Genomic DNA, 25,363 nt, shown 5'->3' with positions numbered 1-25,363 from the left:
GGGGAGTTCGTCCGCCGGGTCGGGTGCCGCGAGCGGCTGCACGCACGGCCCCTTGAGCCACCACTCCGGCAGCATCGCGATCGCCTCGTCGCCCAGCGGGTTCACCCCCGGGCCCGCGGCCAGCGAGTGGCCCACCAGCACGTGCAGGCACTTCACCCGGTCCGGCATGCCGCCCGCGCTCGGGAAGCCCTTGAGGACCTCGATGGCGTCACGGCGCGCGATGTAGTCCTCGTGGGCGGCGCGGTACGCGGCGGCGAGTTCCGGGTCGGTCTGCAGCCGCTCCGTCATCTCCTTCATGACGCCGTTCGCCTCCAGCGTGCCGATCGCGGAGGCGGCGCGCGGGCACGTCAGGTAGTACAGCGTCGGGAAGGGCGTGCCGTCGGGCAGGCGGGGGGCGGTCTCGACGACGTCCGGCTGGCCGCACGGGCACCGGTGCGCGATGGCGCGCAGCCCGCGTGGCGGGCGTCCGAGCTGCTGCTTGAAGGCCTCGACGTCCGCGTCGGTGGGCTCGGTGCGCGGAGTGGTCGGCGGGGGCGTTTCCATGCCTGTCTTTCTATCGGTCTATCGGTCTCGCTGGTCGGGTCTCACTGGTCCGAGGCGTCGGACTTGTCGACCCCGTCCCAGACGTTCGAGTACCAGGGGCGGTCGGCCGCCACCAGGTCGGCACGTGCCTGCTTGGCCGCGGCCGGGTTGATCACGATGTAGCCGGTCTCGCCGGGCAGCACATAGTGCAGCCGCTGCCGGATCTGCTGCTCCGCGTACGCGTCGTCCTGCCAGCGCGCCTTGAGGTCGCGCAACTGTTCGACCCGCTGTCTGGCCTGTGCCTTCTCCCGCTCCAGATCGGCGATCTCGGCGCGCTGGGAGACGTACTGCCTTATCGGATAGGCGAGCGCCACGATCAGCGAACACAGCACGAGGGCGAGCAGGGCCGCCCGGCTGGTCAGGCGGGAGCGGCGGGCCTGCCGCTTGGTCTGGGAGCGGTAGACACGGGCCGCCGTCTGCTCACCGAGCAACCGGATCCTGGTCGCGGTGGAGAAACGGTCCCGGTCCTTCACGGCCATGTCCCCGCGCCTCCCGTTTCACACGTGCGTACGTCCCCGCACACGGTACGGGACCGAGTACGGGGACGTACGTACGACTGGCTAAGGCGTGACCCGGTTCGGGTCAGCCCTGGGCGCTCAGCCCTTGAAGCGCGGGAACGCGCTGCGGCCGGCGTACACCGCCGCGTCGTCGAGGATCTCCTCGATGCGCAGCAGCTGGTTGTACTTGGCGACGCGCTCGGAGCGGGCCGGGGCGCCGGTCTTGATCTGGCCGCAGTTGGTGGCGACGGCCAGGTCGGCGATGGTGACGTCCTCGGTCTCGCCGGAGCGGTGGGACATCATGCACTTGAAGCCGCTGCGCTGGGCGAGCTCCACGGCGTCCAGGGTCTCGGTCAGCGAACCGATCTGGTTGACCTTGACCAGCAGGGCGTTGGCGGCGCCCTCCTCGATACCGCGGGCGAGACGCTCGGGGTTGGTGACGAACAGGTCGTCGCCGACGAGCTGGACCTTGTCGCCGAGCTTCTCGGTGATGGTCTTCCAGCCGGCCCAGTCGTCCTCGAACAGCGGGTCCTCGATGGAGACCAGCGGGTACGCCTCGACGAGCTCGGCGTAGTAGTCGGTCATCTCGGCGGCGGAGCGCGTCTTGCCCTCGAAGACGTAGGAGCCGTCCTTGTAGAACTCGGACGCGGCGACGTCGAGCGCGAGGGCGATCTGCTCGCCGGGGGTGTAGCCGGCTTCCTTGACGGCCTCGAGGATGAGGTCGAGGGCCTCACGGTTGGAGCCGAGGTTCGGGGCGAAGCCGCCCTCGTCGCCGAGGCCGGTGGCCAGGCCCTTGCTCTTCAGGACCTTCTTCAGGGTGTGGTAGACCTCGGTGCCCCAGCGCAGCGCCTCGGAGAAGGACTCCGCGCCGATCGGGGCGATCATGAACTCCTGGATGTCCACGTTGGAGTCGGCGTGCGAGCCGCCGTTCAGGATGTTCATCATCGGCACCGGCAGCAGGTGCGCGTTCGGGCCGCCCAGGTAGCGGAAGAGGGGGAGGTCGCTGGCCTCGGAGGCGGCGTGGGCGACGGCGAGCGAGACGCCGAGGATGGCGTTGGCGCCGAGGGAGCCCTTGTTGTCGGTGGCGTCCAGATCGAACATCGCCTGGTCGATCAGACGCTGCTCGGTGGCGTCGTAGCCGACCAGCTCCGGGCCGATCTGCTCGATGACGGCGAGGACGGCCTTCTCGACACCCTTGCCCTGGTAGCGGTTCGGGTCACCGTCGCGGAGCTCGATGGCCTCGAAGGCGCCCGTGGAGGCGCCGGAGGGGACGGCGGCACGACCCGTGCTGCCGTCGTCGAGGCCGACCTCGACCTCGACCGTGGGGTTGCCTCGGGAGTCCAGGATTTCCCGGGCTACGACGACGTCGATGGACGGCACGAGCATCTCCTTCTTGGGATGTGACGCTGGAAGTGCGGGGCCCGCGGGCCTTGCGACTAGAGCCTAACCGCCCCCGCGGCATCGGCATCCGACCGACCGCCCCGTGGACAGGCTGACCGTACACATTGTTCCCGGCCGGAACAAAGAGCGCACGGAGATTGCGGGCGAAGGGCGGGCAAAGAAAAACCCCGCTCCGGTGCGTACGGGGGAAGACGCACCGGAGCGGGGAGCCCGCGTCCTGCTTCGGACGGAAGCTGTCGGCCCGGCTTACTTCAGGTGAAGCTGCTGGCCCGGGTAGATGAGGTTGGCGTCCTCGACGATGTCCTTGTTCAGCTCGAACAGCTTCTCCCAGCCGCCCGCGACCTTCTGCTTCGTGGCGATCGAGCTGAGGGTGTCACCCGCGACGACCTTGTACTCGCCGTCACCCTTCTTGACCTTCTTGCCGGTCGGCGTGGTGACGGTCTTCTTGGCGGCGGGACGCTCGGAGGAGCGGGAGGCCTGCTGCTCGGTCGAGCGGGTGCTGGTGCCGCTGTCGTTCGAGGAGCTGCTGGAGTTGCTGGAACCGCTGGAGGAGGAGCCGCTGCCGGAGGAGGTGTCGGTGCTGCCGCTGGAGGAGGCACCGGACAGGCCCTTGCCGCAGACCGGCCAGGCACCCTTGCCCTGGGAGGCGAGGACCTTCTCGGCGACGGCGATCTGCTGCGCCTTGGAGGCCTGGTTGGCCTGGGAGGCGTACTGCGTGCCGCCGTACGCGGCCCACGTGGAGGCGGAGAACTGCAGGCCGCCGTAGTAGCCGTTGCCGGTGTTGATGGACCAGTTGCCGCCCGACTCGCACTGGGCGACCGTGTCCCACTCGGAGGTGGTGGCGGCGGAGGCGTTGCCGGCCGCCATCAGCGGGGCGGCGACAGCGGCGCCGGTCACACCGGCGATGGCGATGGCGCGAGTGGCCTTGGACGGACGACGGTGCTTGCCCTTGCCGGAAAACAGCATGGTTGGATCCCCTCACCGACGCCTGCGAGGTGAGCTGTCGGGTTCGGGCCGGTTGAGTTGCCCGGCCGCACCTCTCACGAGGCGCGGCTTCACCCCAAGCCGGATCCGGTCTCAATGTCCGGGCCCGGCACTTACCTTGGGTCCCCCGCTCCTGCCTACGGCGCTTTACGCGACGACTGTTCCCGTACGGCCGCTGGCAGGATTCGGCGTTGCGGCAGCCGGGGCTCGTGTTGGCGAGCGGTCATGACCGTAGACACGCCGTCCGCGGAATTTCAAAGACGATCAGGGCTTCTGAGACTCATCCCACACTTTCGCCAAATTGGACATTCGGCGCGAAGTAGGGCGTGAACTCCCGCCACTTTTCGCCCTATTCAGCCCCGACTCGGAGGGTCTGACCGGCGGAGATGTTGTTCGGGTCGGCGCCGATCGCCTGCTTGTTACCGGCATAGAGCGCGGACCATCCGCCGTCGAGGCCAAGGGAGTCGGCGATGGACGCCAGGGTGTCACCGGGACGGACGGTGTAGGCGTGACGACCGGAGGAGGCGGTGGCGGCTCCACCGCCCGTGGCCTCGTCGGCACTGTTGCCGCGGTGACGGCCGGTGCCGGTGGAATCGGCACTCACGGAGCCGGTGTCCACAAGACTCCAGGAACCCGCACCCTGCTGCGCATTGTCCGAATCGTCGGACTTGCCGGATGCGGGGTCTTCCGTGGGCGAGCTTTCGGGGCTCCGTGAGTCCTTGGCGCCGGAATCCGCGGACGAATCAGACTTCGCGGAATCATCCGACTTGGGAGATGAAGGGGACGAAGGGGACGGCGACGCGGAGGATCCGGTCGCGGATTCGTCGGGGGCGCCGGCGTCCGAGGACCCTTCGGGTGCCTCGGGGGAACCTGAGGCGTCGGAGGAGCCGGAGGAGTCCGATGAGTCGGATGATTCGGATGAACTGGGCGAACTGGACAGGCCCAGGCCCCGGGAGGGCACGTCGTCGGCCACGCCCGTGTCCACGTCGGCCGAGCCCGAGTCGTTTCCGAGCCCGGAGAGCAGTCCACAGGTGGGCCAGGCGCCGGGGCCGATGTCGGCGAGGATCTTCTCGGCGACGGCTATCTGTTGGGAACGGCTGGCCTTGTCGGCGCTGGAGGCGAATTCGAGGCCGCCGTACTTCTCCCAGCGCTCCTGGGTCAGATGCAGCCCGCCGTAGAACCCGTTGCCCGTGTCGGCGCTCCACGCTCCGCCGGTCTCGCAGTCGGCCACCTTGTCCCACGTGGTGCCGTCGGCCGCGCTCGCGCCGGTGGCACCGAGGAGCGGGATGGCGATGGCGGAGCCGGTCACCCCGGCCGCGACGAGAAGAGCCGGAGCCTGACGAGGGCGACGGTGGCGACCGTTCCCGGAGAGCATGCGGTGACCTTTCGCGAGACAGCACTTACCCACGCGGCGAGTGAAGCCGAGGTGCCGCGTTGACGAGTGAACGTATCGACAGCCGATCACTTGTCACAAGTTAATGCCGCGTAGATCACGTGAAGATCACAGAGTTGAATGCATGTCACCCTGGCGCATCGGGTACACAGCGCACTCGCTCGATCACCGTGTGGGCGTGAACTCCACGGGCAGTGTGCGCAGTCCCCGCATGATGAGTCCGCCACGCCACCTCAAATCGGCCGGATCCTCCCCGAGTCGCAGGTCGGGAAGCCGGGTGAGCAGTGTGGCGAGCGCGGTCTGCCCCTCCAGACGGGCCAGCGGCGCGCCGAGGCAGTAGTGGATGCCGTGCCCGTACCCGAGGTGCTGGTTGTCCCGCCGACCGAGGTCGAGGACATCCGGCTCCGCGAACCGCTCCGGATCCCGGTCCGCGGCGGCGAGTACGACGAGGACGGGGTCCCCGGCCGCGATGTCCTGCCCGCCGATGCTGAGCGGCTCGGTGGCGAAGCGCCAGGTGGCGAGCTCGACGGGGCCGTCGTAGCGCAGGAGTTCCTCGACGCCGGTCTCTAGGAGGTCGGTGTGTCCGGCGGTGAGGGAGTCCCGGAGGCGGGCTCGTTGCTCGGGGTGGGTGAGGAGGGCGTACGTGCCGTTGCCGATGAGGTTGACGGTCGTCTCGAACCCGGCGAACAGCAGGATGAACGCCATCGCGGCGGCCTCGTTCTCGGTGAGGTGCTCGCCGTGGTCGGAGGCGCGGATCAGGCCGGAGATGAGGTCCTCGCCGGGCGCGGCCGTGTCCGGGAGGGCCTCGCGCTTGCGGTGGATGAGGTCGGCGAGATAGCCGCGCATCTTCTTCACCGACCGCGCGACCCCGCCCCGTGGGCCTCCCCCGTGCCGGATCATCATGCCCGCCCAGTCCCGGAAGTCGTCCTGGTCCTCACGCGGCACGCCGAGCAGGTCGCAGATCGCGTAGATGGGGAGAGGGAACGCGAACTCGTGGATGAGGTCGGCCGAGCCCCGGTCGGCGAACTGGTCGATGAGGTGGTCGGTGAGCTCCTGCACCCTCGGGGTGAACTCGGCGACCCGGCGGGGCGTGAAGGCCTTGCTGACGAGCCGTCGGAGCCTCGTGTGGTCCGGCGGGTCGATGTTGAGCAGATGCGTCATCAACTCGGCCTTGCGCTCACCGGGGATGCCGGTCTTGCCCTTGGCGTGCGCGGGTTCGTCGTGATGCGCGGGGTTCTTGCTGAGCCGCTGGTCGGCGAGGGCTTGCTTCGCGTCGACGTAACGGGTGACCAGCCATGCCTCGACGCCGCTGGGCAGCTTCGTACGGTGCACGGGGGCGTGCTCACGCAGCCAGGCGTAGGCGGGGTAGGGGTTGGTGGCGAACTCCCAGGTGAAGAGGTCGGGGGCGGGGGTGGGGGGCTGGGGGTGGTTGGTCACTCCTTGACCGTAGCTCGCTTTGCGGTCATGTCCGCCAGGGCCTTACGGGCGGTTGGGTGCCCCATGCTGGCAGCCTTGTGGTACCAGATGATGGCATCGCTGGTTTTGCCCTGCTTTTCGAGCAGGGCTGCTAGGCGGTGGGCGCCGTAGGGGTCACCGAGGTCGTGGCTCAGCTGGTAGAGGTTCCGGGCGTCTGCCAGGTTGCCCTGCTCCTCCAAGCTCATGCCGACGTTCGTTACAACCGACGGTTGGAGGGACCTGCGCGCGAGCAGCTCTCCGGCAGCGGCATCCTGCCTGACCTGGGACACATGACGCGCCGCCTCCTCCAGCAGCTCGGCCGCCTGCCCGGCCTCTCCGTCACCCCCGTCCGCGGCCTTCCGCAGCCAGTGCTCGGCCAGCGCAAGGTGGGCCTGCCCGAGGAGGCGCCCCTCACGGCCCCCCGGGCTCCGCTCCGCCGCCGCCCGCAGATACGGCAGCGCGTCCTCCGCCTCCCCCCGCGCCAGCAGTAGCTCCCCGACGCGCGCCGCAAGCTCCGTCTTCCCCGCGTCCGCCGCCTTGCGGTACCACTCCAAGGCCGTGGCCTCGTCCTCCGCCGCCTCCCCGAGCAGGCCCAGCATGCTCATGGCTTCGGGGTCGCCCTCCTCGGCCTTGGGGGCGAAGAAGGAGTCGGCGGTGCTACGGACGTTGCGGTGCACGTCGGTGTCGGAGCGCGTCCCGTCCAGCGCGCAGCGCCAGATGGCGAGCGGCATCGGCTTCGACGCGGGGTCCCGCAGGACGTCCGCGACCAGTGAGCCGTACGGCCGCAACGTCCCGTCGCTCTCGTTCCGCACCAGCAGCCCCGTGACCCCGTGCCGCTCCTCGGTCGCCCACGTCAGCGCGTCCGCCGGCGACTCCCGCTCCGGCCGCCCCGACACATGGCCCGGCCCGTAGCAGCCGCTCGCCGCTTCCAGTAGTTCCTGCGGTATGCCCCCGGTGATCCCGCAGCGCACGAGGTCGATCGCGGCCCTTACAACCAGGTGTCCGAGCGGGTGCCTGCTGTTGGAGTAGGCGGCGTGGTGCCACATCTCCCAGAGCTCGGGGCCGACGGCGAGGTACTGGGTGACCCCGCTGTCGCCTCGCCACTGGATGGCGTCGACGAGCCGGGCGTCGTCGGTCACCTCCGCGAGCCGTTCGAGCTCGGCCTCGCTCCAGCGTGAACTCAACCGCACCGGCCTGGTCCCGCCCAGGAGACGGGACGCCGGTCCGCCGCCGAACCGGTGCTTCTCGTACTCCTCGTCGCTCATCGTGGCCACCACCGGTACGCCGAGCCTGTTCAACTCGTCCAGCAGCCCCATGTCCAGCCCCTGGTCGCCGAGGTGGCGCTCCAGTTCGTCGAGCCAGAGGACGTACGCCCCCGGTCGGGCACGGAGTAGGCCGGGGAGACTACGGAGGTCCGTGCCGGGAGGGGGTGCGTAGACGCGGGTGTGGAGCTCAAGGTGGTTGAACATGGCCGTCCAGGCGGTCCTCGACTTGCCTGTGAGGGAACCGCCGGTGATCACGAGCAGACCGTCCCGTTCGTGCCACCCCCGCAGGGCCTCGTCCACATCCCGCGTGATGTAGCACGCGAGCCCGGACTCCTCCCCCAGTCGCCGCGTCTGTCGCACCCCGAGCGTCACCGGGTTGACGTCCTCGAGAGTCGGCCAACTGTAGGGGTCGGGCAGCCCGGCGCCGGGCTGCGGCCCGTAGTTGTACTGCTTGCCTATGACCTGCCCGGGGAACGTGCCGCCCCGGAAGTCGAGGTGGTCGCCGGTCACGGGCGGCTCGTTGACGGTGGCCGGGCCGGTGGAGCCGACCTGGCCGCCGATGGAACCGGCCTGGATGACGGTGCCGTTGACGGTGGTGGAGGAGAGGGTGTTGGAGACGCGGAACCCTGGCGGTTCGGGCGTGAACTGTGCGATCAGGTCCGTGAGTTCGGCCGCTGCCTGCTCGTCGACCGCAGAGGTGAGGATTTCTTGGAAACGCCCACGCCACCTACCCCGGCCCTCTGCGAAGTACCGGACGTCTGCGAGGAAGGAAAGAGTGTGCCAAGAGGTGTCGAGCTCCCCGAGATAGCGAGCCTCATCAAGCTGACCATGGCGTGCGAACCACTCCGCGAACTTCCGCCTGACGGCGCCCCGGAGCGGCGACGTCATCCCCCGATGGAGCACCCCCTCGGCCCTGGCCGCCAGCTCCTCCAACTCCCGGTCCACTCAAGCCCCCTGACCACTCGCCCGTCCCTGAGTCAACGGTACTCATCGAAGCGGCCGGATGCCTCAGCCCTCCGCCGCCCGTATCGCGTCCCGGTACGCCCGCGCCGCCGCGCGCAGCGCCGCCTCGGGATCCGCGCCCTCCGCCTCCGCGCGTACGGCCAGCGCCAGCAGCTCGTAGCCGACGCCGTCGCCCTGGGGAAGCGGCACGTCCAGGCCCGCGGTCCGCACGCGTGACGCCAGCTTCGCCGCGAGGGCCAGGCCGGGCTGGCCCAGGGGGATGCCCTCAGTCACGGACGTGCGCTGCTTCTCCACCGCCTTGGTGCGCAGCCAGTGTTCCTTGACCTCTTCGGGCGTCGTCGCGGTCTCGTCGCCGAAGACGTGCGGGTGGCGGTGGATGAGCTTGGCGACGATGCCGCCGGCGACGTCGTCGATGGAGAAGGGCGTGTCGGGGTCCTCCTCGGCTATGCGGGCGTGGAAGACGACCTGGAGCAACACATCGCCGAGTTCCTCACGGAGTTCGTCGCGGTCTCCCTCCTCGATCGCCTCGACCAGTTCGTACGCCTCCTCGATGCCGTACTTCGCCAGGCCCTTGTGGGTCTGCCGGGACGACCAGGGGCATTCGGCGCGGATGCGGTCCATGACCTGGACGAGGTCGAGGAGGCGGGCGCCGGGCAAGTCGTAGGAGGCTGGGAGCAGCTCCAGCTCCGGCATGTGGACGCGGCCGGAGCCGGCGAGGCGGGCGAGGCCGTCGGTCAGGGTCGGTTCGCCCTCGCCGGTCGCCACGACCACCACGGTGCGGCCGCCCGTGCAGGCGTCGACCAGGTCCTCGGCGGTCGGGGACGCCTCGTCGACCGCTATGCCGGCCTCGCGCAGATAGGGCAGCTGCGGGTGCGCGCCGTCCGCGCACAGCACCTGGTCGGCCGCGTGCAGCGCCTGCCAGGCGGGCCAGGACAGCAGGCCGGGGGCGACGCGGTGCGAGGTGGTGAGCAGGACGATGCGGCCGGGGGTGGCCTTGAGGCGGGATGTGTTCACGCTTCGAACGTAACGCACGCCGCGGACAGGCCCCGGCGGTTGTCCACAGGCCGGGTGACGTGGCGTGATCGTACGATCATCGCCCCTCTCCCCGGCCCGTCACAGCGCCGAGGCCGACGCCCTCACGCCGACTGCTGCGACCCCGCCGCCGAAACCTCCCGCACCCATGGCGTCTTCCCGTCGACCCTGCTCACCTTCTGGACGTCCCAGCTGCCGTAGCGGGGGTTGAGGTCGACGTGGAGTTCCTCGGAGGCCTTGGACAGGGCCTTCCAGAAGGCGGGCTGGCTGGTGTCGGTGCCGAGCTGGGTGGCGAGCTTCTGCGCCTCCAGCTGGAGGCGGAGGTTGTCGTCGAGGCGCTGCGGCGGGATCCCGTACTGCTGGAGCCAGGCCGTCTCCAGGCCCTTGGAGCCGCCGGCCTGCTGCTCCAGGCCGGCCCGCATCCGCTGGACCTCGTTGCGGTTGACGGCGATGCCCGCGTCCCGCGCGGCGCGCTGGAGGACCCGGTCGAGGACCATGCCGTGCAGGGTGTCGCGGGTGAGGGTGCCGGTCTGGGCGACGGTCTGCGCGTACTGCGCGTCGTCACGCACCGCGGCGCGCTGGGCGGAGCGCACCTCGTTCACCCGGTTCTCCAGCTGCGAGACGGTGATCCGCTGGCCGCCCACGACGGCCGCCGCGCCAGGATGCGCTTCGTTTCCGCAGGCGGTCAGGAGGGGGGCCGACGCGACGATCGCGGCGGACAGGAGGAGCGCGGTGCGACGGCGGCGGTGCAAGGAAACCTCCCGAGGAGATTGTGCGACGGTGCACAAAGTCTTGCGGTGATCGATGGTAGGCAGTGGTCCAGCTCTGGCCAACCCATTCGACCAACGATTCACCACGACTTCCGGCACCGCCGCGCGCCCGCCCTCGGTGAGACCTGGCGGGAAGGGCCTCGGGAAGGGCCCGTCAGCCGGTGATCGCCACCGGGCCGTCCCACGCGTCCCGGTCCACGGTGATCGTGTAGCCGCCCCGCGACTCCTTGCTGTTGACCAGGTACTGGTGACCCCGGCTGTGGTTGGTGAACTGGGTCGCCCCGAACGGCCAGTCCGCGGTGGTGGTGTTCTGCTTGTCCCACAGCGCGTACCAGAGGTTGCCCGGCAGGTCCGTCTTGTCGGTTGCGTCGGCGATCGCCTTCGCGCTGGAGCTGGTGAAGCCGTAGTAGCCGCTGCGGTACGTCTTGGCGCGCAGCCCCTTGTCGAACGCGCGCACGTACGTCAGGACGGCGTCGTTGCACGCCTTGTTCGTGATGTCGTACGACTCCATGTCGAGGTAGACCGGGCTGCCGGCCTTGATCCCGAGGGCGGCGGACTTGGCGACTGCGTCGGCGGCATCGCTCGCGCCGAGGGAGGCGGCGGTGGAGGCGCTGATCTTCTCGGGGCTGGAGCCTGTCTGGCAGGGCGGCTGGGCGCCGACGTAGAGCGGGATGAGCTTCCAGCCGACGGTGCTGACCGACTTCACCCAGGAGGCGGTGAGGTTGGGCTGGGAGCAGCCGCGGTTCTTGCCGCCGACGTAGACGGCGGCGGCACCGTAGAGGCCGCCGTGCCAGGCCTTCATCGCGGACAGGGAGGGCGCGGCGCAGGTGTCGAAGGCGCGACCGGTGTAGGTGCGCTGCGCGGGCCACGTGGTCGCCGCCATGGAGGTCTGCGCGGCGATGCCCGCTCCGGCGACGACGGCGGCACCGGCCACCACCCACGTGATGTATCTGCGCTTCTTCGACTGACGATGGCTGGACACGCGAGAACCCCACCCCGGTTGTGCTGGTTGTGACGAAAGGATCGCAACCTAACCGGCGTCCCTACCGGATTCGGGAAACCGCGTCCCCAGGGGCTCACAAGATTCCTTCACGGCACAGCAAAATCTACCCGCGCACCTGTCCCAGCCACTGCAGGGTCCGGCGGACCTCCGTCGCGAGCGGGTGTCCGGGGCCCTGGAGCCGCTCCACGTCGTGCAGCAGCCGGGCCAGCGTGTCGTGGGCCGCGGCGCGGTCGCCCAGGGCGAGGAGCAGGTGGCCGATGCGGCGGCGGACGTCGAGGGCGAGCTCGGGGTCACCGGCGACGTACTGGTTCTCGTAGTACGGCAGCAGCGCGCGGTACTCGGCGAGCGCCGCCGCGGGTTCGCCGAGCTGTTCGAGGCACTGGGCGGCGTCGAAGCGGAAACGCAGGGACTGCGGGTCGGCCTGGCCGGCCTCGGCAGCGCGTTCGTCGGCGAGGCGGCGCAGTTCGGGCAGTGCGCGCCGGTACTGGCCGTCGTCCATGAGCGTGGCCGCGTACTGCTTGCGCAGGGTGCGCACGACCGGCGAGTGCTCGCCGTGCTGTTCGGCCGCGGCGGGCAGGATCGCGCCGAGGATGTCGACGGCCTGGGTGATACGGCCCTCGCCGAGCAGGCGCTTGACCTCGTCGACGGCGGCGGCGACGTCCGGTTTGTCGGCCGCGGGCGGCGCGGGAGCGGCCTGCGGCTGGGGCGCGGGCGTGCGGGCGCGGTCCGGCCAGGGGGCGTGCGGGCGGAGGAAGGGGCGCGTGGGGTCGAGGGGCGCCCCGGTGGGGGTCCCGCGCGCGGGCAGGAGCAGTTCCAGGTGCTCGTACACCTCCTGCGCGGAGGCAGGCCGGTGCTGCGGGTCCTTGGCGAGCAGGCGCAGGACCAGCGCTTCGAGCGCCTCGGGGACCTCGGGACGGGTCCGGCGCACCGGCAGCGGCGGCTCGTACAGGTGTCGGTGCAGCACGCCGAGCGCCGTGGAGCCGGAGAACGGGACGTCACCGCTGAGCAGTTCGTGCAGCAGCACACCGAGCGCGTACAGGTCGGTGTACGGGCCGACCGCGCCGCCCATGGCCTGTTCGGGCGCCATGTAGGCGGGCGAGCCGATGGGCGAACCGGTGTGTGTGAGCCGCGTGGTGTCGGTGTCCATGACGGAGGCGACACCGAGGTCGAGGACGGTGACCGTGCCGTCCTGCTTCACCATCACGTTGCGTGGCTTGAGGTCGCGGTGGACGATCGGCACGGCGTGCACGGCGCTCAGCACGGCGCACAGCTGCGCGGCGACCGCGACCGCCCACTGCCAGGGGTAGGGGTCGTGCTCGGCGAGGTGGTCGGAGAGGTCGGCGCCGTCGACGTACTGCATGACGAGGAACAGCTCCTCGCCCTCGCTTCCGGCGTCGTGGACGGTCACCAGGCCGGGGTGGTCGACCTGGGCGGTCACCCGGCACTCGCGCACGAAACGGCGGCGCAGCTCGTCGGCCTCCTGGCCGGCCACCTTGTCGGGGCGCAGCAGCTTCACCGCGACGCGGCGGTCGAGGCGCCGGTCGTAGGCCGTCCAGACCTGGCCCATGCCGCCCTGCCCGATGAGCGTGGCCAGTTCGTACCGACTGGCGACGACGCGTCCTGTCGCCACGGTCACCGTCCGCCCTCGCTGTCGCCGCCCTGCCGGCCGTCCTGCTGGCGCAGGTAGTCACTGAGCTCGTCGAGCTCCGCCCGCACCTGGTCGATCCGCGCGGGCGCGGGGCGCTGGGGCGGCGCTGGGGCGGGTATCGGCGTCTGCTGCACCGGGGTGCGGTGCGGCGGTTGGGGTACCGGGGTGTGGTGCGGCTGCTGGGGCGCGGGCGTGCGGGGCGCCAGGGGCGGGGTGTGCGGCGTGGGGTGCACGCTCGTCGCGGTGTACGGCGTCGTGGGCTGCGGGTAGCCGTACGCCGACGGGCGCGGGGCGGCGTAGGGGCCGTAGCGGAGCTGGTGGAAGTGGCGGATCTCCGCGGCGAGGTAGTACGCGATCGCGGCCACGAGCGTGCCCAGGAGGAGCGCGATGCCCGTCCAGCCGCCCGCGGTGTGGACCTCCTCGCCGGGCTCCCTGCCCAGCAGCACGATGCTGAGCACGTCGATCGCCAGCACGGCCACGAACAGACCCCAGTCGAGGGACTTGCGGGTCACGATGGCCAGCCGCAGCAGCATCGTCCAGGCCAGGAAGCCGATGCTGAACACCGAGACCACCACGAACAGCACGCGCACGAAGACCAGCCACCCCGTGTGGGGCGGCTGCTTCACCGGCTGCGTGTAGCCGTGGCCATGCATGACAGCTCCTGATGCCTGAGAGGGACGTACGAGGCCGGCCGGCGTCCGACAACGCCGGTCCCATGGTTGCCGCTTCGAGCGTATAGGCCGACACGGACAAGCGGTCCCGGGTTGTACCGAACCGTTGTCGTGCTGATCACTTCACGCGATGCGGCGGACAGGCGCCGAGGCGCGGCAGACTGAGCCGGTGAGGCGCGGCAGACTGAGCCGATGATCGGATCAGACGCCAAGTCGGACCTTCGGCGCTGTCTTCAGGACGCGCGTGACGCGCTCCTGTGGAAGCTCGAAGGGCTCTCCGAGTACGACATCCGCCGCCCCCTCACCCCCACCGGCACCAACCTCCTGGGCCTGGTCAAGCACATGACCGGCGCCGAGGCCCTGTACTTCGGCGCGACCTTCGGGCGGCCCTTCGCCGCGCCGCCCCTGTGGATCACCGGCGACGCCGAGCCGAACGCCGACCTGTGGGCGACCCCGGCCGAGACGCGCGCGTACATCGTCGGCGGATACCGCCGGGCATGGGTCCACTCCGGCGAGACGATCGACTCCCTGCCCCTGGACACGGTCGGCCGCGTGCCCGGTGGGCGGGGCGAGCTGACGCTGCACCGGATCCTCGTCCACATGATCGGCGAGACCCACCGGCACGCGGGACACGCCGACGTCGTCCGCGAACTCGTCGACGGGGCGGTCGGTCAGCGCAACGAGGGCGGGAACATGGCTCCCGGCGACGCGGAGTGGTGGCAGCGGCACCGGGAACGAGTGGAGCGGGCGGCCAGGGAGGCCGCGGACGAGGGTCCGCGGGCCGACGGCTGACCGCGCGGGATCGCACGGAGGGGGCTCAGCCCGGGGTGACCGTCCCGTCCGTCAGACCGTCGTACATCCCGCGTACGAGTTGTTCGCCGAGGCGGCCCGCGTGGCGCAGCGCCTGCTCGAACTCGTCGAGGGCTCGGAAGCGGGCGCCGTAGCGGCGCTGTTCGTCCAGCGGGAGCCGGGGCAGTTGGAGGCGCCGTACGTCGAGGCGGGTGGCGGTGGACGCGTAGCTGCTGGCCTGGCGGTTGTTGGCGGTGCCGCGCAGGAACCCGGCGAGGAACCACGGGTCGAGCGCCGCCGGATCGGGTCGCAGGAGCACGAGGTTGCGCCCGAGGGCGGCGCCCCCGGTCGCGTCGTCGATCACGCGCGCCACCGCGCCACCGCCGAGCACCGGGAGGACGATGTCACCCGGCTCGGTGAGTACAGCCTCCTCGTCGCTCTCTGGCAGCGTCCCCGAGGGTGCGGTCCCGGCCAGGACGTCGTGGTCCGTCAGCACGGGCACGCGCGCGTGGCCGCCGTTTCCGCCGGTACGCAGTACGAGGGCGCCCCCGCGCGCGAGTTCACCGACGGTGGTGAGCGGCCAGCGCACCACCTGTGCGGCCTCGGCGGGCGGCGGGGTGAGGTCGGCGGTCAGGCGCAGCGTCTCGCCCAGCCGCTCGCGCACCGCCGTGAGCGCCTCCGCTCCATCGGCCGCCGCAGGAGGCGGCAGGTGACGGGCCGGTGCGAGGTCCACGTCGTCGTCGAGGAGCTCGATGACGGGCACGGAACGGGCCAGCCCCGGGCGCTCGTCGAGGGTCCCGGCCCGGTCGAAGCCGCGCCAGGCGTCGAGTACGGCGTCCCGCACGGCCCGCCAGTCCGGCCCGCCGCGCCCCTCCGTGGCGAACTGCCCCACGTCCGCGAGCAGCACCTCCGGCTGCGCGGGCGCCCTGCCGGGCCTGCGCAGCACCCACAGGTGCAGCGGGATGTTGTACGGCGGCGCCGCCCCGACCGGCAACGCGACGACGGCGCGCAGCGCTCCCCGGCGCAGCAGGTCGGCGCGGATACGGCGGCCCGAGCGGCGGGAGGCGGAGGCGGGCGGCATGAGCAGGACGGCGGTGCCGCCGTCGTGGAGACGGGCGAGCGCGTGCTGCACCCAGGCCAGCTCGGACTCGTTGCGCGCCGGGAACCCGTACTCCCAGCGGGGGTCGTACGCGAGTTCGTCATGGCCCCAGTTGCGCTCGTTGAACGGCGGATGGCACAGGACGGCCTCGGCGCGCAGCTCCGGGTAGGCGTCGGCGCGCAGGGTGTCGCCCGCGGCGCCGCGCACGGTCGCCCGGGTGTGCAGGGCGAGCCGGAGCGCGGTGAGCGCGGCGAGGTCGGGCGCGCTGTCCTGCGCGTACAACTCCTGGTCGGGACGGGCGGCGACCGCCCGCAGCAGGGCGCCGGTGCCGCAGGCCGGGTCGAGGACGCTGTCGGCGGGCCCGGCCAGGTCGGCCATGAGGCGGGCCAGCTCGGTGGGCGTGAGCGTGTACTGGCGCGGGTTGGCGTCGAGGTGTCGGCCGATGAGGAATTCGAAGGTCTGCCGCGCACCCATTTCGGCGGCCAGCTCCGCGACTCCGCGCAGGAGAGGTGCGGAGGGGAGGAGTTCGGGGCCGGAGGGGGCGTGAACAGCCGGAGTGTGAACAGCGGGGGCACCGCCGTTCGGGGCGTGAACCGCGGGCTTGGTGTTCACAGATGGTGATGAGTTCACAGCGCCGAAGCGCGGCGTGATCACCTGCTCCAGCGCGCCCGGCAGCATCGCGGCGAGGCGCTCGTCGGAGCCCGCGCTCACCTCCAGCCAGACCGTGGAGCGGTCGTGGATGAGCAGCAGGACGCAGCCGGCGTGCCCCAGCGCGGTGACCGGGCCCTCTGGATGGCCGGCGAGCTGCTGCCACACCCGTTCACGCAGCGGCACTTCGGCGAGTTTGCCCTGGTGGCGCAGCCATGCCTCGACCTCGGCGAGGGCGAAGGAGGGGCTGGTCTCGGTGCCGCCGACCGGTTTCGGGAAGTCGGCGTGACGGCGACGCCAGTTGCTGACGGCGGCGCGGCCCACGCCGGCGAGCCGTGCGATCCCGGCAGCGGTCACCTCTGTCGCGTTGTCCTGCACCCGCCCCGCTCCCCTCGTCCGGTGTGTGGCGCCGAGCATACCGGTGAACGTGGGATCCACCTCTTCACGGCCGTGTACGCACCCCCCTCCATGAACCGTGTTGACTCGGTTCACAGCTCATGTTCTCATTGACCCGGCGAACGAGCGGCTGCCGAACGGAGGCAGTTGCCACGCCTTGGGGAGGGAACAGCCATGGGCATGAAGGGCAAGGTCGCGCTGGGGGCCGTCGTGGGAATCGTCGTCATCGGTGCCGTGTCGGCGAACGCCGGCGGCGACCACGACAAGAAGGCCGACGCCGCCGACAAGGGCGCTTCGGCCTCCGCGCAGAAGACGCCCGGCACCAAGAAGGACTCGGGCAAGGCGGGCGGGGGCGAGAAGGCGGAGGCGGCCGAGAAGAAGGCCGCGTTCGAGGGGGACGGCGACTTCCAGGTCGGTACGGACATCAAGCCCGGCACCTACCGCACCACCGGCAACACCGACGACATGTGCTATTGGGAGCGCGCCAAGGACGCCTCGGGCGAGCTGGACTCGCTGCTGGCCAACGACAACGTCAGCGGCACCAGCTACGTCACCGTCAAGGCGTCCGACAAGCTCTTCAAGTCGAGCGGCTGCAACGACTGGGAGGCCGTCGACACCAAGGCCAAGGGCTCCCCCGCCACCAAGATGGCCGGCAGCGGCGGCATGTTCCGCGTCGGCACCGACATCACCCCCGGCACCTACAAGTCCACCGGCAACACCGATGACTCCTGCTACTGGGAGCGCGCCAAGAACGCCGAGCACGGACTGCAGTCGATCATCGCGAACAACAACGTGACCGGCACGGCCGTCGTCACGATCAGCGCCTCGGACGGCTTCTTCAAGACGGCCGGCTGCAAGGACTGGCAGAAGACCGGCTGACCGTCTCGCATCCGACGGTCACTTCACCCCGCATCACGACACTCCGCATCACCTCACCTCAGATTCACGCGTCTCACCAAGGAACTCCCATGCGTCGCACCGCACTCGCCGCCCTCTGCCTGACCGCCGTCGCCGCCACGGGGCTCACCGGCTGCTTCCCGGGTCAGGACAAGGCGGAAGACAAGCCGAGCAACTCCAGCCCTTCCGATCAGTCCGGCAAGTCCGGCAAGTCCAACCGGACCAGCGCGTCCGGCACGTCGAAGGAACCGTTCGCCGGACTGAGCGCCGAGGAGATCGCCGAGCGGGCCATGGACGCCACCAGTGGCGCCTCGTCGCTGCGCTTCAAGGGTGACGTCCCCGACGACGAGACCAAGGGCACGATTCAGATCGACCTGGCCCTGAACAAGAAGGGCGAGTGCGCCGGCACGATGAGCATGAACGGCCAGGGCAAGGCCGACCTGGTCAAGTCCGGGGACCACCTCTACATGAAGTACGACGAGGCGTTCCTGCGCGCCCAGAGCGAGGGTGAGTCCAAGTCCGACACCGACGCGGTCGTGGCGATGCTCGCCGACAAGTGGACCAAGATGTCCGCCACCGGCCAGGACGCCAAGGACATCGCGGGATTCTGCGACCTGGACTCGGTGCTGGAGGGCCCGGTGGGCGTGGGCTCCGACGCGTCCCACGACAGCGGTGCCGACGCCACGGTGTCCAGGGGCAAGACGACCACCATCGACGGCACGCCCGCCCTCGTGCTGAACGCCGCCGAGGGCAAGGACCGTTACACCCTCTACGTCGCCAGCGAGGGCAAGCCGTACCTGCTGCGCATGGACAGCACCTCCGCGGACGACCCGGGCACCCTCACCTTCAGCGAGTTCGACGAGCCGGTCCCCGCGCAGAAGCCCACGGGCGAGATCGTGGACCTCGACGCCCTCTCCGGCTGAACCGGCTGAACCGGCTGAACCGGCTGAACCGACTGGTGAGGGGCGCGACCGGCCCGTTCAGAGCGGGTGTCGCATCCACACGTTCGGCTCGACGTACACGGCATACCCGCGCTGCGGCTCGCACCGCACCGGCACCAGCGCGCCGGGCACTTCGACCTCGCCCTCGGTGTCGAAGGGCAGCCCCGTCCAGCGGCGCCACTCCTCCAGGGAAGCGGCGACCGTCATCGACGCCGGTGCCACACCCTCGATGGTCGCCCCGGCCCGCGCGTGGACGCGCAGCCATGGATCGTGCGGCAGCCCGTCCTCCCGTACCCGGTAGGCGTACTCCTCGATGGGGGTACGGGGTTCCAGGTGCTTGGCGTTGGGGCGGACGGGGGCGACGACCTCACGGAAGCCGCGGGCCCGGGCGTTGTCGCGCATCGCGGAGAGCATCAGCCCGGACAGGCCGAGGCCCTGGGCGTGGGGGGCCACGACGATGGAGATGGCGCTGACGGTGTCGGGAGCGACCCCGCGGCGCAGGTCGGCGAAGGCCCACACGAGCACCTCGTCCCAGCCACGGGCGGGCAGTGCACCGCGGCCTTCGGCGGCCAGGGAGAAGGGCACGCTGTAGGCGTGTGCGACGACTTCGCCCCGCTCGTCCTCGGCGAACAGGACGTATTGGGGGAGTTCGCCGGCAATGCGACCGTAGTGGGCGTTGCCCACGAGGTCCTGGACGGTGAACTCCGGCCAACTGTCGGCCATCCCGACGATCCGATCAAGCGCCTCGGGCCGCTCGGCCAGGCTAGATACCTTCAACTCCATAGGGTCACCGTAGGCGCGGGGCGGAACCTCGGAAAACGGTTTTTGCGGCGCGGCCGCCCGGCGCCGCTCAGTGGAACCGCGCCGGTGCCTCGGTCGGGTTTCCGCCGGAGGGGAGTTTCTGGTCGGGGCAGCCGGAGAGGACCTTCTCCATCGCGGACTTCTCGGCGGCGGTGACCCACAGCCCGTACTTCTTCTTCACGGCGACCTGGGCGGCGACGTACGTGCACCGGTAGCCCTTGTTGGGCGGGAGCCAGGTCGCCGTGTCGCCGTCGCCCTTGGAGCGGTTGGTGCTCGCGTCGACGGCGAGCAGGTTGAGCGGGTCGTTGGCCAGGGCTATCCGCTTGCTGGCGTCCCAGTACTTGGCGCCCTTCTGCCAGGCGTCGGAGAGGGCGACGACATGGTCGATGTCGACCTTGCTGCGGCCGCGCCGGTATGTCACGTCCTTGCCCGAGTACGGGTCGGACTCCAATATCCCGTAGGAGACTTTGCAGGTGCCGCCGGTGAACTTCACCTTTTCCAGGTCTCGTTTGAGGATGTCGTCGCGGGTGTCACAGTCGTTGGAGTCGGTGTCCGCCCAGGCAGTGCCGAACCTGTCGCGGTCGTAGCCCGTCTTGGGCGCCCGCCCCTTCACCGTCAGCGACTCGGCGGCCGTCATGGCAGCACCCCCGCCGGTGCCCCCGGCTCCGGCACCGGCGGTCGCTTCGGCGGACTGACCGGGGTCGGCGGACCCCGTGGTCTGTTCCTTGCAGCCCGTCACAGTGAGCACCAGCACAGCGGCGGCCACGGCCCCGCCCCTCAGACGCATCACGGCGCGCCCCTCCCCTTGCCTGCCGGTCCGCCCCGCCCCGCACGGGTGGGGCGGTTTCTTCCCTGGTGCCCTCGTAAGGGCTTCGCACACCGTAGCGGCCGAGCGCACGGGGGCGTTGGGGTGGTCCGGGGCGCACCGATCTCCGGTGCGCATTCTTCGCATCTCGGGCGTATCGTCGGGTGTGAGTCACCTCTGCAAGGAGCTCTGCATGGGCATCTTCGACAGGTTCAAGAACCAGGCGCGGGGCAAGGCCAAGTCCAAGGACATGTCCGACACCGCGGAACGACGGATCAACGAGAAGACGGGCGGGAAGTACGAGGACCAGGTCGACGCCGCGCAGCAGAGAGCTGAGGGCGCGCTCGGCATGGACCGCGATCGTGACCGGCCCGACCAGCCGTAGGTCCGAGAACCAGCCGCCCGGGGGCGCCTCCCGTGGGCGGCTTTCCCTGCACCGGTCGCCGTCGCGGGCCGCACCCGCTCACCCCGCGTCGGCTCGGCTCACACCTTCCCGATCCCCAGCGTCGATTCCGAAGGCAACAGGCCGGAGCCGATCACCGCGACCCAGTAGTCGCCGAGCAGTTCCCTGAGGCGGTCCAGGGCCTTCGGGTCGAGTGACTGCCAGGGGCCCGCGGCGAGTCGGTCGGTGTGCTGTTCGACGCGGCGGCGCAGCTCGTGGCCCGCCTCCGTGGCCGTACCGTCTCCGTGGACCAGGCCGCGGGCGGCGAGGCGGTTTCGTCCGGCCGCCCATGCGTCCGCGCTCCAGCCGCGACTTTCGAAGCGTTCGACGGACGCGGCGCCTATCGCGGCGAAGGAGACGAGCGACTCGACGGGGTCCAGGCCGGCCACGAGGAGGGCGGCCAGGTGGCCGTCGCCGCGGTGTTCCCGCAGGATGGTCGTCGCCTGCCACAGTTGCAGGTGCGGCTCCTCGGGCCAGTCCAGCACGGCGTTGCCCGCGGCCAGCGGCCGCCCCGCCGTGTCGGCCGCCTCCGCCACGCTGCGGGCGAGGGCTGCGGCCTCCGCCAGCTCGGGGCTGTCGACACGGTCGCCGAACAGCGTGCGGTACGCGCGGTCCATGCCGCGCAGTCGCGCCTTCAGCACAGCCTCGGGGCTCGCCACCGACCACGCCGACTCCATGTACGCGGCGACCATGGCGGGCGAGAAGCTGTAGAAGACGGAGGCCACGATCTTGCTGTCCACGGGGCCCAACGGCGCGGCGCGCAACGGGAAGTAGCTCGACCAGCGGTCCCGCACGTCGTACCCGAGTGCGGCCGCCTCCTCGAGGACCTCCGGGGCGAAGTACAGCACCGCGTGCAGGGGCTCCAGCAGATGCCAGAGCTGACGCACTTGAGCGGGCTCCACCGCACCCGCCCCACCCGCGCCGCCCGTCTCGTCCACGAGTTCCGGCATTGACGTTCCCCCTCGTCATCCATCCGTCCAGCACTGCGCGACGACGCCCAGCACACAACTTGACACGGACAAGTGTGCCGGAGCCGCCCCCTCCCTGCGGCTCCGGCACCACCCAGGAACGCCGCTCCCCTACGACCCCAACACCGACGCCAGGAACTCCCCCACCCACCCCAGCAACTCCCGCCCGACCAGCGGCTTGCCGCCCACCTTCGCGGTCTTCGGGCGAGGCACCAGCACCTGGTGCGCGGCCGGCTTGATGACGGTCCCCGGGTACAGGCGCTTGAGGCGCAGTTCTTGGGACTCCCGCAACTCCACCGGTGCGAAGCGGATGTTGGTGCCCTGGAGGACGATCTCGCCGACGCCGCACGCGCGGGCGAGCATCCGCAGGCCGGCCACCAGCAGCAGGTTCTCCACCGGTTCGGGCAACTTGCCGTAGCGGTCGACGAGTTCCTCGCGGACGGCCTTGATGTCCTCCTCCGAGTTGGCGGAGGCGATGGCGCGGTAGGCCTGGAGGCGCAGCCGCTCGCCGGGCGCGTAGTCGTGGGGGACGTGCGCGTCGACCGGCAGTTCGATCTTGACCTCGAGCGGCGGCTCCTCCTCGATCGCGCCGGTCTCCAGCTGGCGCCGGTAGTCGGCGACCGCCTCGCCGACCATCCGCACGTACAGGTCGAAGCCGACGCCCGCGATGTGGCCGGACTGCTCGCCGCCGAGCAGGTTGCCCGCGCCACGGATCTCGAGGTCCTTCATCGCCACGTACATGCCCGCGCCCATCTCGGTGTGCTGGGCGATGGTGGCGAGCCGCTCGTGGGCGGTCTCCGTCAGGGGCTTCTCCGGCGGGTACAGGAAGTAGGAGTAGCCGCGCTCGCGGCCACGGCCGACGCGGCCGCGCAGCTGGTGCAGCTGGGAGAGGCCGAAGGTGTCACCGCGCTCCACGATGAGGGTGTTGGCGTTGGAGATGTCGATGCCGGACTCGACGATCGTCGTCGACACCAGCACGTCGAACTTCTTCTCCCAGAAGTCGACGACCACCTGCTCCAGCGCCGTCTCCGACATCTGGCCGTGTGCCGTCGCGATGCGCGCCTCCGGGACGATCTCCCGCAGACGGGCCGCCGCCCGGTCGATCGACTCCACCCGGTTGTGGATGTAGAAGACCTGGCCCTCGCGGAGCAGTTCGCGCCGGATGGCCGCGCCGATCTGCTTCTCCTCGTACGGGCCGACGAAGGTCAGCACCGGGTGGCGTTCCTCCGGCGGGGTGGTGATCGTGGACATCTCGCGGATGCCGGTCACCGCCATCTCCAGCGTCCGGGGGATCGGGGTCGCGGACATCGTCAGCACGTCGACGTTCGCGCGCAGCTTCTTCAGCTGCTCCTTGTGCTCGACACCGAAGCGCTGTTCCTCGTCGACGATGACCAGGCCGAGGTCCTTGAACTTGGTCTCGGAGGAGAACAGGCGGTGCGTGCCGATGACGACGTCCACGGCGCCTTCGCGCAGCCCCTCCAGGACGGCCTTCGCCTCCGTGTCGGTCTGGAAGCGGGACAGCGCCCGCACGTTGACCGGGAACTGCGAGTAGCGCTCGGAGAAGGTGCCGAAGTGCTGCTGCACCAGCAGTGTCGTCGGGACGAGGACAGCGACCTGCTTGCCGTCCTGGACGGCCTTGAAAGCGGCCCGTACCGCGATCTCGGTCTTGCCGTAGCCGACGTCGCCGCAGATCAGGCGGTCCATGGGGACCGACTTCTCCATGTCGTCCTTGACCTCGGCGATGGTGGTCAGCTGGTCGGGGGTCTCCGCGTAAGGGAAGGCGTCCTCCAGTTCGCGCTGCCACGGGGTGTCCGTGCCGAAGGCGTGGCCGGGGGCCGCCATGCGCGCGCTGTACAGCTTGATGAGGTCGGCGGCGATCTCCTTGACCGCCTTCTTCGCGCGAGCCTTCGTCTTCGTCCAGTCGGCGCCGCCGAGCCGGTGCAGGGTCGGAGCCTCGCCGCCCACGTACTTGGTGATCTGCTCCAGCTGGTCGGTGGGGATGTACAGGCGGTCGCCGGGCTGGCCGCGCTTGGCGGGGGCGTACTCCACCACCAGGTATTCGCGCGTGGCGCCCTGCACGGTCCGCTGCACCATCTCGATGTAGCGGCCGACGCCGTGCTGCTCGTGGACGATGTAGTCGCCCGCCTCCAGGGTGAGCGGGTCGATGGTCTTGCGGCGGCGTGCGGGCATCCGGGCGCCGTCGCGACCGGCGGCCTTCTGGCCGGTCAGGTCGGTCTCCGTGAGCACGGCGAGACTGAGCCCCGGGTCGACGAAGCCGTAGTCGATCGAGCCGCACGCCACGTGCACCACGGACGGGCTCAGCTGATCGAGGTCGCCCGTCTTTGAATCGGATGCAGTCAGGCGGGCCGCGATGCCCTCCCCGCCGAGCACCTCGACGGTTCTGGCCGCCGGGCCGTGCGCCTCGGTGACGAAGACCACGCGCCAGCCGTCGGCGAGCCAGCCCTTGGTGTCGGCGAGCGCCTTCGCGGTGTCGCCGCGGTACGTCTCCGGGGCGTGCATGCCTAGCTTCAGCGTGTCCGCGTCCAGCTCCTCGTCCGCCGCGAACGGCGAGACCGACCACCACATCATGTCCAGCTCGCGCGCCCGGTCACGGACGTCCGCGATGGACCACAGGGAGGCCGCGCCGACGTCGATCGGCGCCTCGCCGCCGCCGGCGGTGGCCGCCCACGAGGCCTGCAGGAACTCCTGGCTCGTCGCCACGAGGTCGGACGCACGCGTGCGGACGCGCTCCGGGTCGCACACGATCGACATGGCGCCCTTCGGCAGTACGTCGATCAGCAACTCCATGTCGTCGACCAGGACCGGCGCCAGGGACTCCATGCCCTCGACCGCGATCCCCTCGGCGATCTTGCCGAGCAGCTCGCCCAGCTCGGGGTGCTGTTCGGCGAGGGCACGCGCGCGTGCGCGTACGTCGTCGGTGAGCAGCAGTTCGCGGCACGGCGGGGCCCACAGGCCGTGCTCGGCGACCTCCAGGGAGCGCTGGTCGGCGACCTTGAAGTAGCGGATCTCCTCGACGTCGTCGCCCCAGAACTCGATGCGCAGGGGGTGTTCCTCGGTGGGCGGGAACACGTCGAGGATGCCGCCGCGTACGGCGAACTCGCCGCGCTTCTCGACGAGCTCCACGCGCGCGTACGCGGCGGCGGCGAGGGCGTCGACGATGGCGTTCAGGTCGGCGGTCTGGCCCGTCCTCAGTGCGACCGGTTCCAGGTCGCCGAGGCCCTTGACCTGCGGCTGGAGCACGGAACGGACGGGGGCGACGACAACGGAGACCGGGCCGGTCTCGGGGTCGTCCGGGCGGGGGTGGGCCAGGCGGCGCAGCACGGCGAGGCGGCGGCCGACGGTGTCGCTGCGGGGGCTCAGGCGCTCGTGCGGGAGCGTCTCCCACGAGGGGTACTCCACGACGCCGTCCGCCGGGAGCAGGGAGCGCAGGGCGGCAGCGAGGTCCTCGGCCTCGCGGCCGGTCGCGGTGACCGCGAGGACGGGGCGGGCGGACTCGCGGGCGAGGGCGGCGATCGCGAAGGGGCGGGCCGCGGGAGGGCCGACCAGGTCGACGTGCATGCGGTTGCCGTCTGCGGCCGCCTTGATCGCTTCCGCGAGGGCGGGGTCCTTGACTACGGCGTCGAGCAGACCGTGCAGGCTCATTCGGGGGCGGCTTTCGTCCGAGGGTGGGCATCGCGGAGCGCCCGACACGCGCTGCGGGCCGGGGGTCCATCCAGCGTACGTCGCTGACGGCGTGGCCGTTGGGGGCTGTGGACAACCCTGGGATTCGAGGTGCGCGGCGTCGGAGCGGGCGTCGATTGTTTCGCCCCCGCCGCCCCTCCCCGTCCCGCCCCTGGAGGCTGCGCCCCCGGACCCCCGCTTCAGCCCTGAACGGGCTTCGTCCTCACACGCC

General features: G+C 70.9%; 20 protein-coding genes, 1 pseudogene and 1 riboswitch. Of the genes and pseudogenes, 4 read left to right on the top strand and 17 right to left on the bottom strand.

From position 1 onward, the window contains the following. Window positions 1–93 precede the first annotated feature (93 nt). The 12 genes and pseudogenes from AC067M_RS22845 to AC067M_RS22790 form a co-directional block, all read right to left on the bottom strand. Window positions 94–543 (bottom strand): annotated as a pseudogene (locus AC067M_RS22845) (DUF501 domain-containing protein); the annotation flags it as partial. Between the two features lie 41 nt (window positions 544–584). Beyond that, window positions 585–1,061, bottom strand: a complete 477-nt coding sequence (locus AC067M_RS22840) for an FtsB family cell division protein (RefSeq protein WP_478698852.1) — start codon at window positions 1,059–1,061, stop codon at window positions 585–587. A gap of 117 nt (window positions 1,062–1,178) precedes the next feature. Then, complete coding sequence (gene eno / locus AC067M_RS22835) at window positions 1,179–2,459, bottom strand: phosphopyruvate hydratase (protein WP_478698851.1); 1,281 nt, start codon at window positions 2,457–2,459, stop codon at window positions 1,179–1,181. Between the two features lie 267 nt (window positions 2,460–2,726). Continuing rightward, window positions 2,727–3,446 carry a transglycosylase family protein gene (locus tag AC067M_RS22830; RefSeq protein WP_478698850.1) on the bottom strand — a complete coding sequence of 240 codons (720 nt, stop codon included), beginning with the start codon at window positions 3,444–3,446 and terminating at the stop codon, window positions 2,727–2,729. A 4-nt stretch (window positions 3,447–3,450) separates the two neighbouring features. Next, window positions 3,451–3,619: riboswitch (cyclic di-AMP (ydaO/yuaA leader) on the bottom strand. A 194-nt stretch (window positions 3,620–3,813) separates the two neighbouring features. Beyond that, window positions 3,814–4,839, bottom strand: a complete 1,026-nt coding sequence (locus AC067M_RS22825) for a LysM peptidoglycan-binding domain-containing protein (protein WP_478698849.1) — start codon at window positions 4,837–4,839, stop codon at window positions 3,814–3,816. A gap of 183 nt (window positions 4,840–5,022) precedes the next feature. Next, entirely contained in the window at window positions 5,023–6,294 is a 1,272-nt protein-coding gene (locus AC067M_RS22820; RefSeq protein ID WP_478698848.1) for a cytochrome P450 family protein, read from the bottom strand. Further along, window positions 6,291–8,465: a tetratricopeptide repeat protein gene (locus tag AC067M_RS22815; RefSeq protein WP_478698847.1), complete on the bottom strand. Its 2,175-nt coding sequence runs from the start codon at window positions 8,463–8,465 to the stop codon at window positions 6,291–6,293. Before AC067M_RS22815 ends, AC067M_RS22820 begins: the two co-directional genes overlap by 4 nt. Window positions 8,466–8,585: 120 nt before the next feature. Further along, window positions 8,586–9,554, bottom strand: coding sequence for a nucleoside triphosphate pyrophosphohydrolase (locus AC067M_RS22810; protein ID WP_478698846.1), 969 nt, complete (start codon window positions 9,552–9,554; stop codon window positions 8,586–8,588). 122 nt (window positions 9,555–9,676) lie between these two features. Then, on the bottom strand, window positions 9,677–10,324 hold the full coding sequence (locus AC067M_RS22805; RefSeq protein ID WP_478698845.1) for a SurA N-terminal domain-containing protein: 648 nt from the start codon (window positions 10,322–10,324) through the stop codon (window positions 9,677–9,679). Between the two features lie 172 nt (window positions 10,325–10,496). Beyond that, window positions 10,497–11,324, bottom strand: coding sequence for a glycoside hydrolase domain-containing protein (locus tag AC067M_RS22800; protein WP_478698844.1), 828 nt, complete (start codon window positions 11,322–11,324; stop codon window positions 10,497–10,499). A 124-nt stretch (window positions 11,325–11,448) separates the two neighbouring features. Beyond that, the gene (locus tag AC067M_RS22795) at window positions 11,449–12,939 is read right to left on the bottom strand and encodes a protein kinase domain-containing protein (protein ID WP_478698934.1); all 1,491 of its coding nucleotides are present in this window, start codon (window positions 12,937–12,939) and stop codon (window positions 11,449–11,451) included. 38 nt (window positions 12,940–12,977) lie between these two features. Next, window positions 12,978–13,646, bottom strand: coding sequence for a hypothetical protein (locus tag AC067M_RS22790; RefSeq protein ID WP_478698843.1), 669 nt, complete (start codon window positions 13,644–13,646; stop codon window positions 12,978–12,980). Between the two features lie 210 nt (window positions 13,647–13,856). On the opposite strand from AC067M_RS22790, the gene AC067M_RS22785 reads away from it, so the two are divergent. Beyond that, window positions 13,857–14,456, top strand: coding sequence for a DinB family protein (locus AC067M_RS22785; RefSeq protein WP_478698842.1), 600 nt, complete (start codon window positions 13,857–13,859; stop codon window positions 14,454–14,456). A 25-nt stretch (window positions 14,457–14,481) separates the two neighbouring features. On the opposite strand, the gene AC067M_RS22780 is transcribed toward AC067M_RS22785, so the two are convergent. Next, a complete protein-coding gene (locus tag AC067M_RS22780) occupies window positions 14,482–16,578 on the bottom strand; it encodes an HsdM family class I SAM-dependent methyltransferase (RefSeq protein WP_478698841.1) in 2,097 nt (698 codons plus the stop codon). Between the two features lie 192 nt (window positions 16,579–16,770). Here AC067M_RS22780 and AC067M_RS22775 point away from each other — a divergent pair, with 192 nt between their 5' ends. Together AC067M_RS22775 and AC067M_RS22770 are read left to right on the top strand one after the other, a co-directional pair. Beyond that, complete coding sequence (locus AC067M_RS22775) at window positions 16,771–17,475, top strand: hypothetical protein (RefSeq protein ID WP_478698840.1); 705 nt, start codon at window positions 16,771–16,773, stop codon at window positions 17,473–17,475. An 89-nt stretch (window positions 17,476–17,564) separates the two neighbouring features. Beyond that, window positions 17,565–18,416 carry a hypothetical protein gene (locus tag AC067M_RS22770; protein WP_478698839.1) on the top strand — a complete coding sequence of 284 codons (852 nt, stop codon included), beginning with the start codon at window positions 17,565–17,567 and terminating at the stop codon, window positions 18,414–18,416. Window positions 18,417–18,473: 57 nt separating this feature from the next. Here the strand turns inward: AC067M_RS22770 and AC067M_RS22765 are convergent, their stop codons facing one another. Next, window positions 18,474–19,217: a GNAT family N-acetyltransferase gene (locus AC067M_RS22765; protein ID WP_478698838.1), complete on the bottom strand. Its 744-nt coding sequence runs from the start codon at window positions 19,215–19,217 to the stop codon at window positions 18,474–18,476. Between the two features lie 67 nt (window positions 19,218–19,284). Continuing rightward, the gene (locus tag AC067M_RS22760; RefSeq protein ID WP_478698933.1) at window positions 19,285–20,022 is read right to left on the bottom strand and encodes an HNH endonuclease family protein; all 738 of its coding nucleotides are present in this window, start codon (window positions 20,020–20,022) and stop codon (window positions 19,285–19,287) included. Between the two features lie 211 nt (window positions 20,023–20,233). Here AC067M_RS22760 and AC067M_RS22755 point away from each other — a divergent pair, with 211 nt between their 5' ends. Next, entirely contained in the window at window positions 20,234–20,425 is a 192-nt protein-coding gene (locus tag AC067M_RS22755; protein WP_478698837.1) for an antitoxin, read from the top strand. A gap of 98 nt (window positions 20,426–20,523) precedes the next feature. Here AC067M_RS22755 and AC067M_RS22750 read toward each other — a convergent pair whose 3' ends face one another. Together AC067M_RS22750 and mfd are read right to left on the bottom strand one after the other, a co-directional pair. Then, on the bottom strand, window positions 20,524–21,432 hold the full coding sequence (locus AC067M_RS22750; protein WP_478698836.1) for an SCO6745 family protein: 909 nt from the start codon (window positions 21,430–21,432) through the stop codon (window positions 20,524–20,526). Window positions 21,433–21,561: 129 nt separating this feature from the next. Beyond that, a complete protein-coding gene (gene mfd, locus AC067M_RS22745) occupies window positions 21,562–25,113 on the bottom strand; it encodes a transcription-repair coupling factor (protein WP_478698835.1) in 3,552 nt (1,183 codons plus the stop codon). Window positions 25,114–25,363 lie beyond the last annotated feature (250 nt).

Source organism: Streptomyces sp. NPDC043427, from assembly GCF_056436655.1.
Note: the sequence above shows the minus strand (reverse complement) of the source record. Positions and strands in the feature narration are given on the sequence as shown.

Coding starts and splice junctions, on each gene's coding strand:
- AC067M_RS22840 (WP_478698852.1), bottom strand. CDS start 1,061: ATGGCCGTGAAGGACCGGGACCGTTTCTCCACCGCGACCAGGATCCGG.
- AC067M_RS22830 (WP_478698850.1), bottom strand. CDS start 3,446: ATGCTGTTTTCCGGCAAGGGCAAGCACCGTCGTCCGTCCAAGGCCACT.
- AC067M_RS22825 (WP_478698849.1), bottom strand. CDS start 4,839: ATGCTCTCCGGGAACGGTCGCCACCGTCGCCCTCGTCAGGCTCCGGCT.
- AC067M_RS22815 (WP_478698847.1), bottom strand. CDS start 8,465: ATGACGTCGCCGCTCCGGGGCGCCGTCAGGCGGAAGTTCGCGGAGTGG.
- AC067M_RS22790 (WP_478698843.1), bottom strand. CDS start 13,646: ATGCATGGCCACGGCTACACGCAGCCGGTGAAGCAGCCGCCCCACACG.
- AC067M_RS22785 (WP_478698842.1), top strand. CDS start 13,857: ATGATCGGATCAGACGCCAAGTCGGACCTTCGGCGCTGTCTTCAGGAC.
- AC067M_RS22775 (WP_478698840.1), top strand. CDS start 16,771: ATGGGCATGAAGGGCAAGGTCGCGCTGGGGGCCGTCGTGGGAATCGTC.
- AC067M_RS22770 (WP_478698839.1), top strand. CDS start 17,565: ATGCGTCGCACCGCACTCGCCGCCCTCTGCCTGACCGCCGTCGCCGCC.
- AC067M_RS22765 (WP_478698838.1), bottom strand. CDS start 19,217: ATGGAGTTGAAGGTATCTAGCCTGGCCGAGCGGCCCGAGGCGCTTGAT.
- AC067M_RS22760 (WP_478698933.1), bottom strand. CDS start 20,022: ATGCGTCTGAGGGGCGGGGCCGTGGCCGCCGCTGTGCTGGTGCTCACT.
- AC067M_RS22755 (WP_478698837.1), top strand. CDS start 20,234: ATGGGCATCTTCGACAGGTTCAAGAACCAGGCGCGGGGCAAGGCCAAG.
- AC067M_RS22750 (WP_478698836.1), bottom strand. CDS start 21,432: ATGCCGGAACTCGTGGACGAGACGGGCGGCGCGGGTGGGGCGGGTGCG.
- mfd (WP_478698835.1), bottom strand. CDS start 25,113: ATGAGCCTGCACGGTCTGCTCGACGCCGTAGTCAAGGACCCCGCCCTC.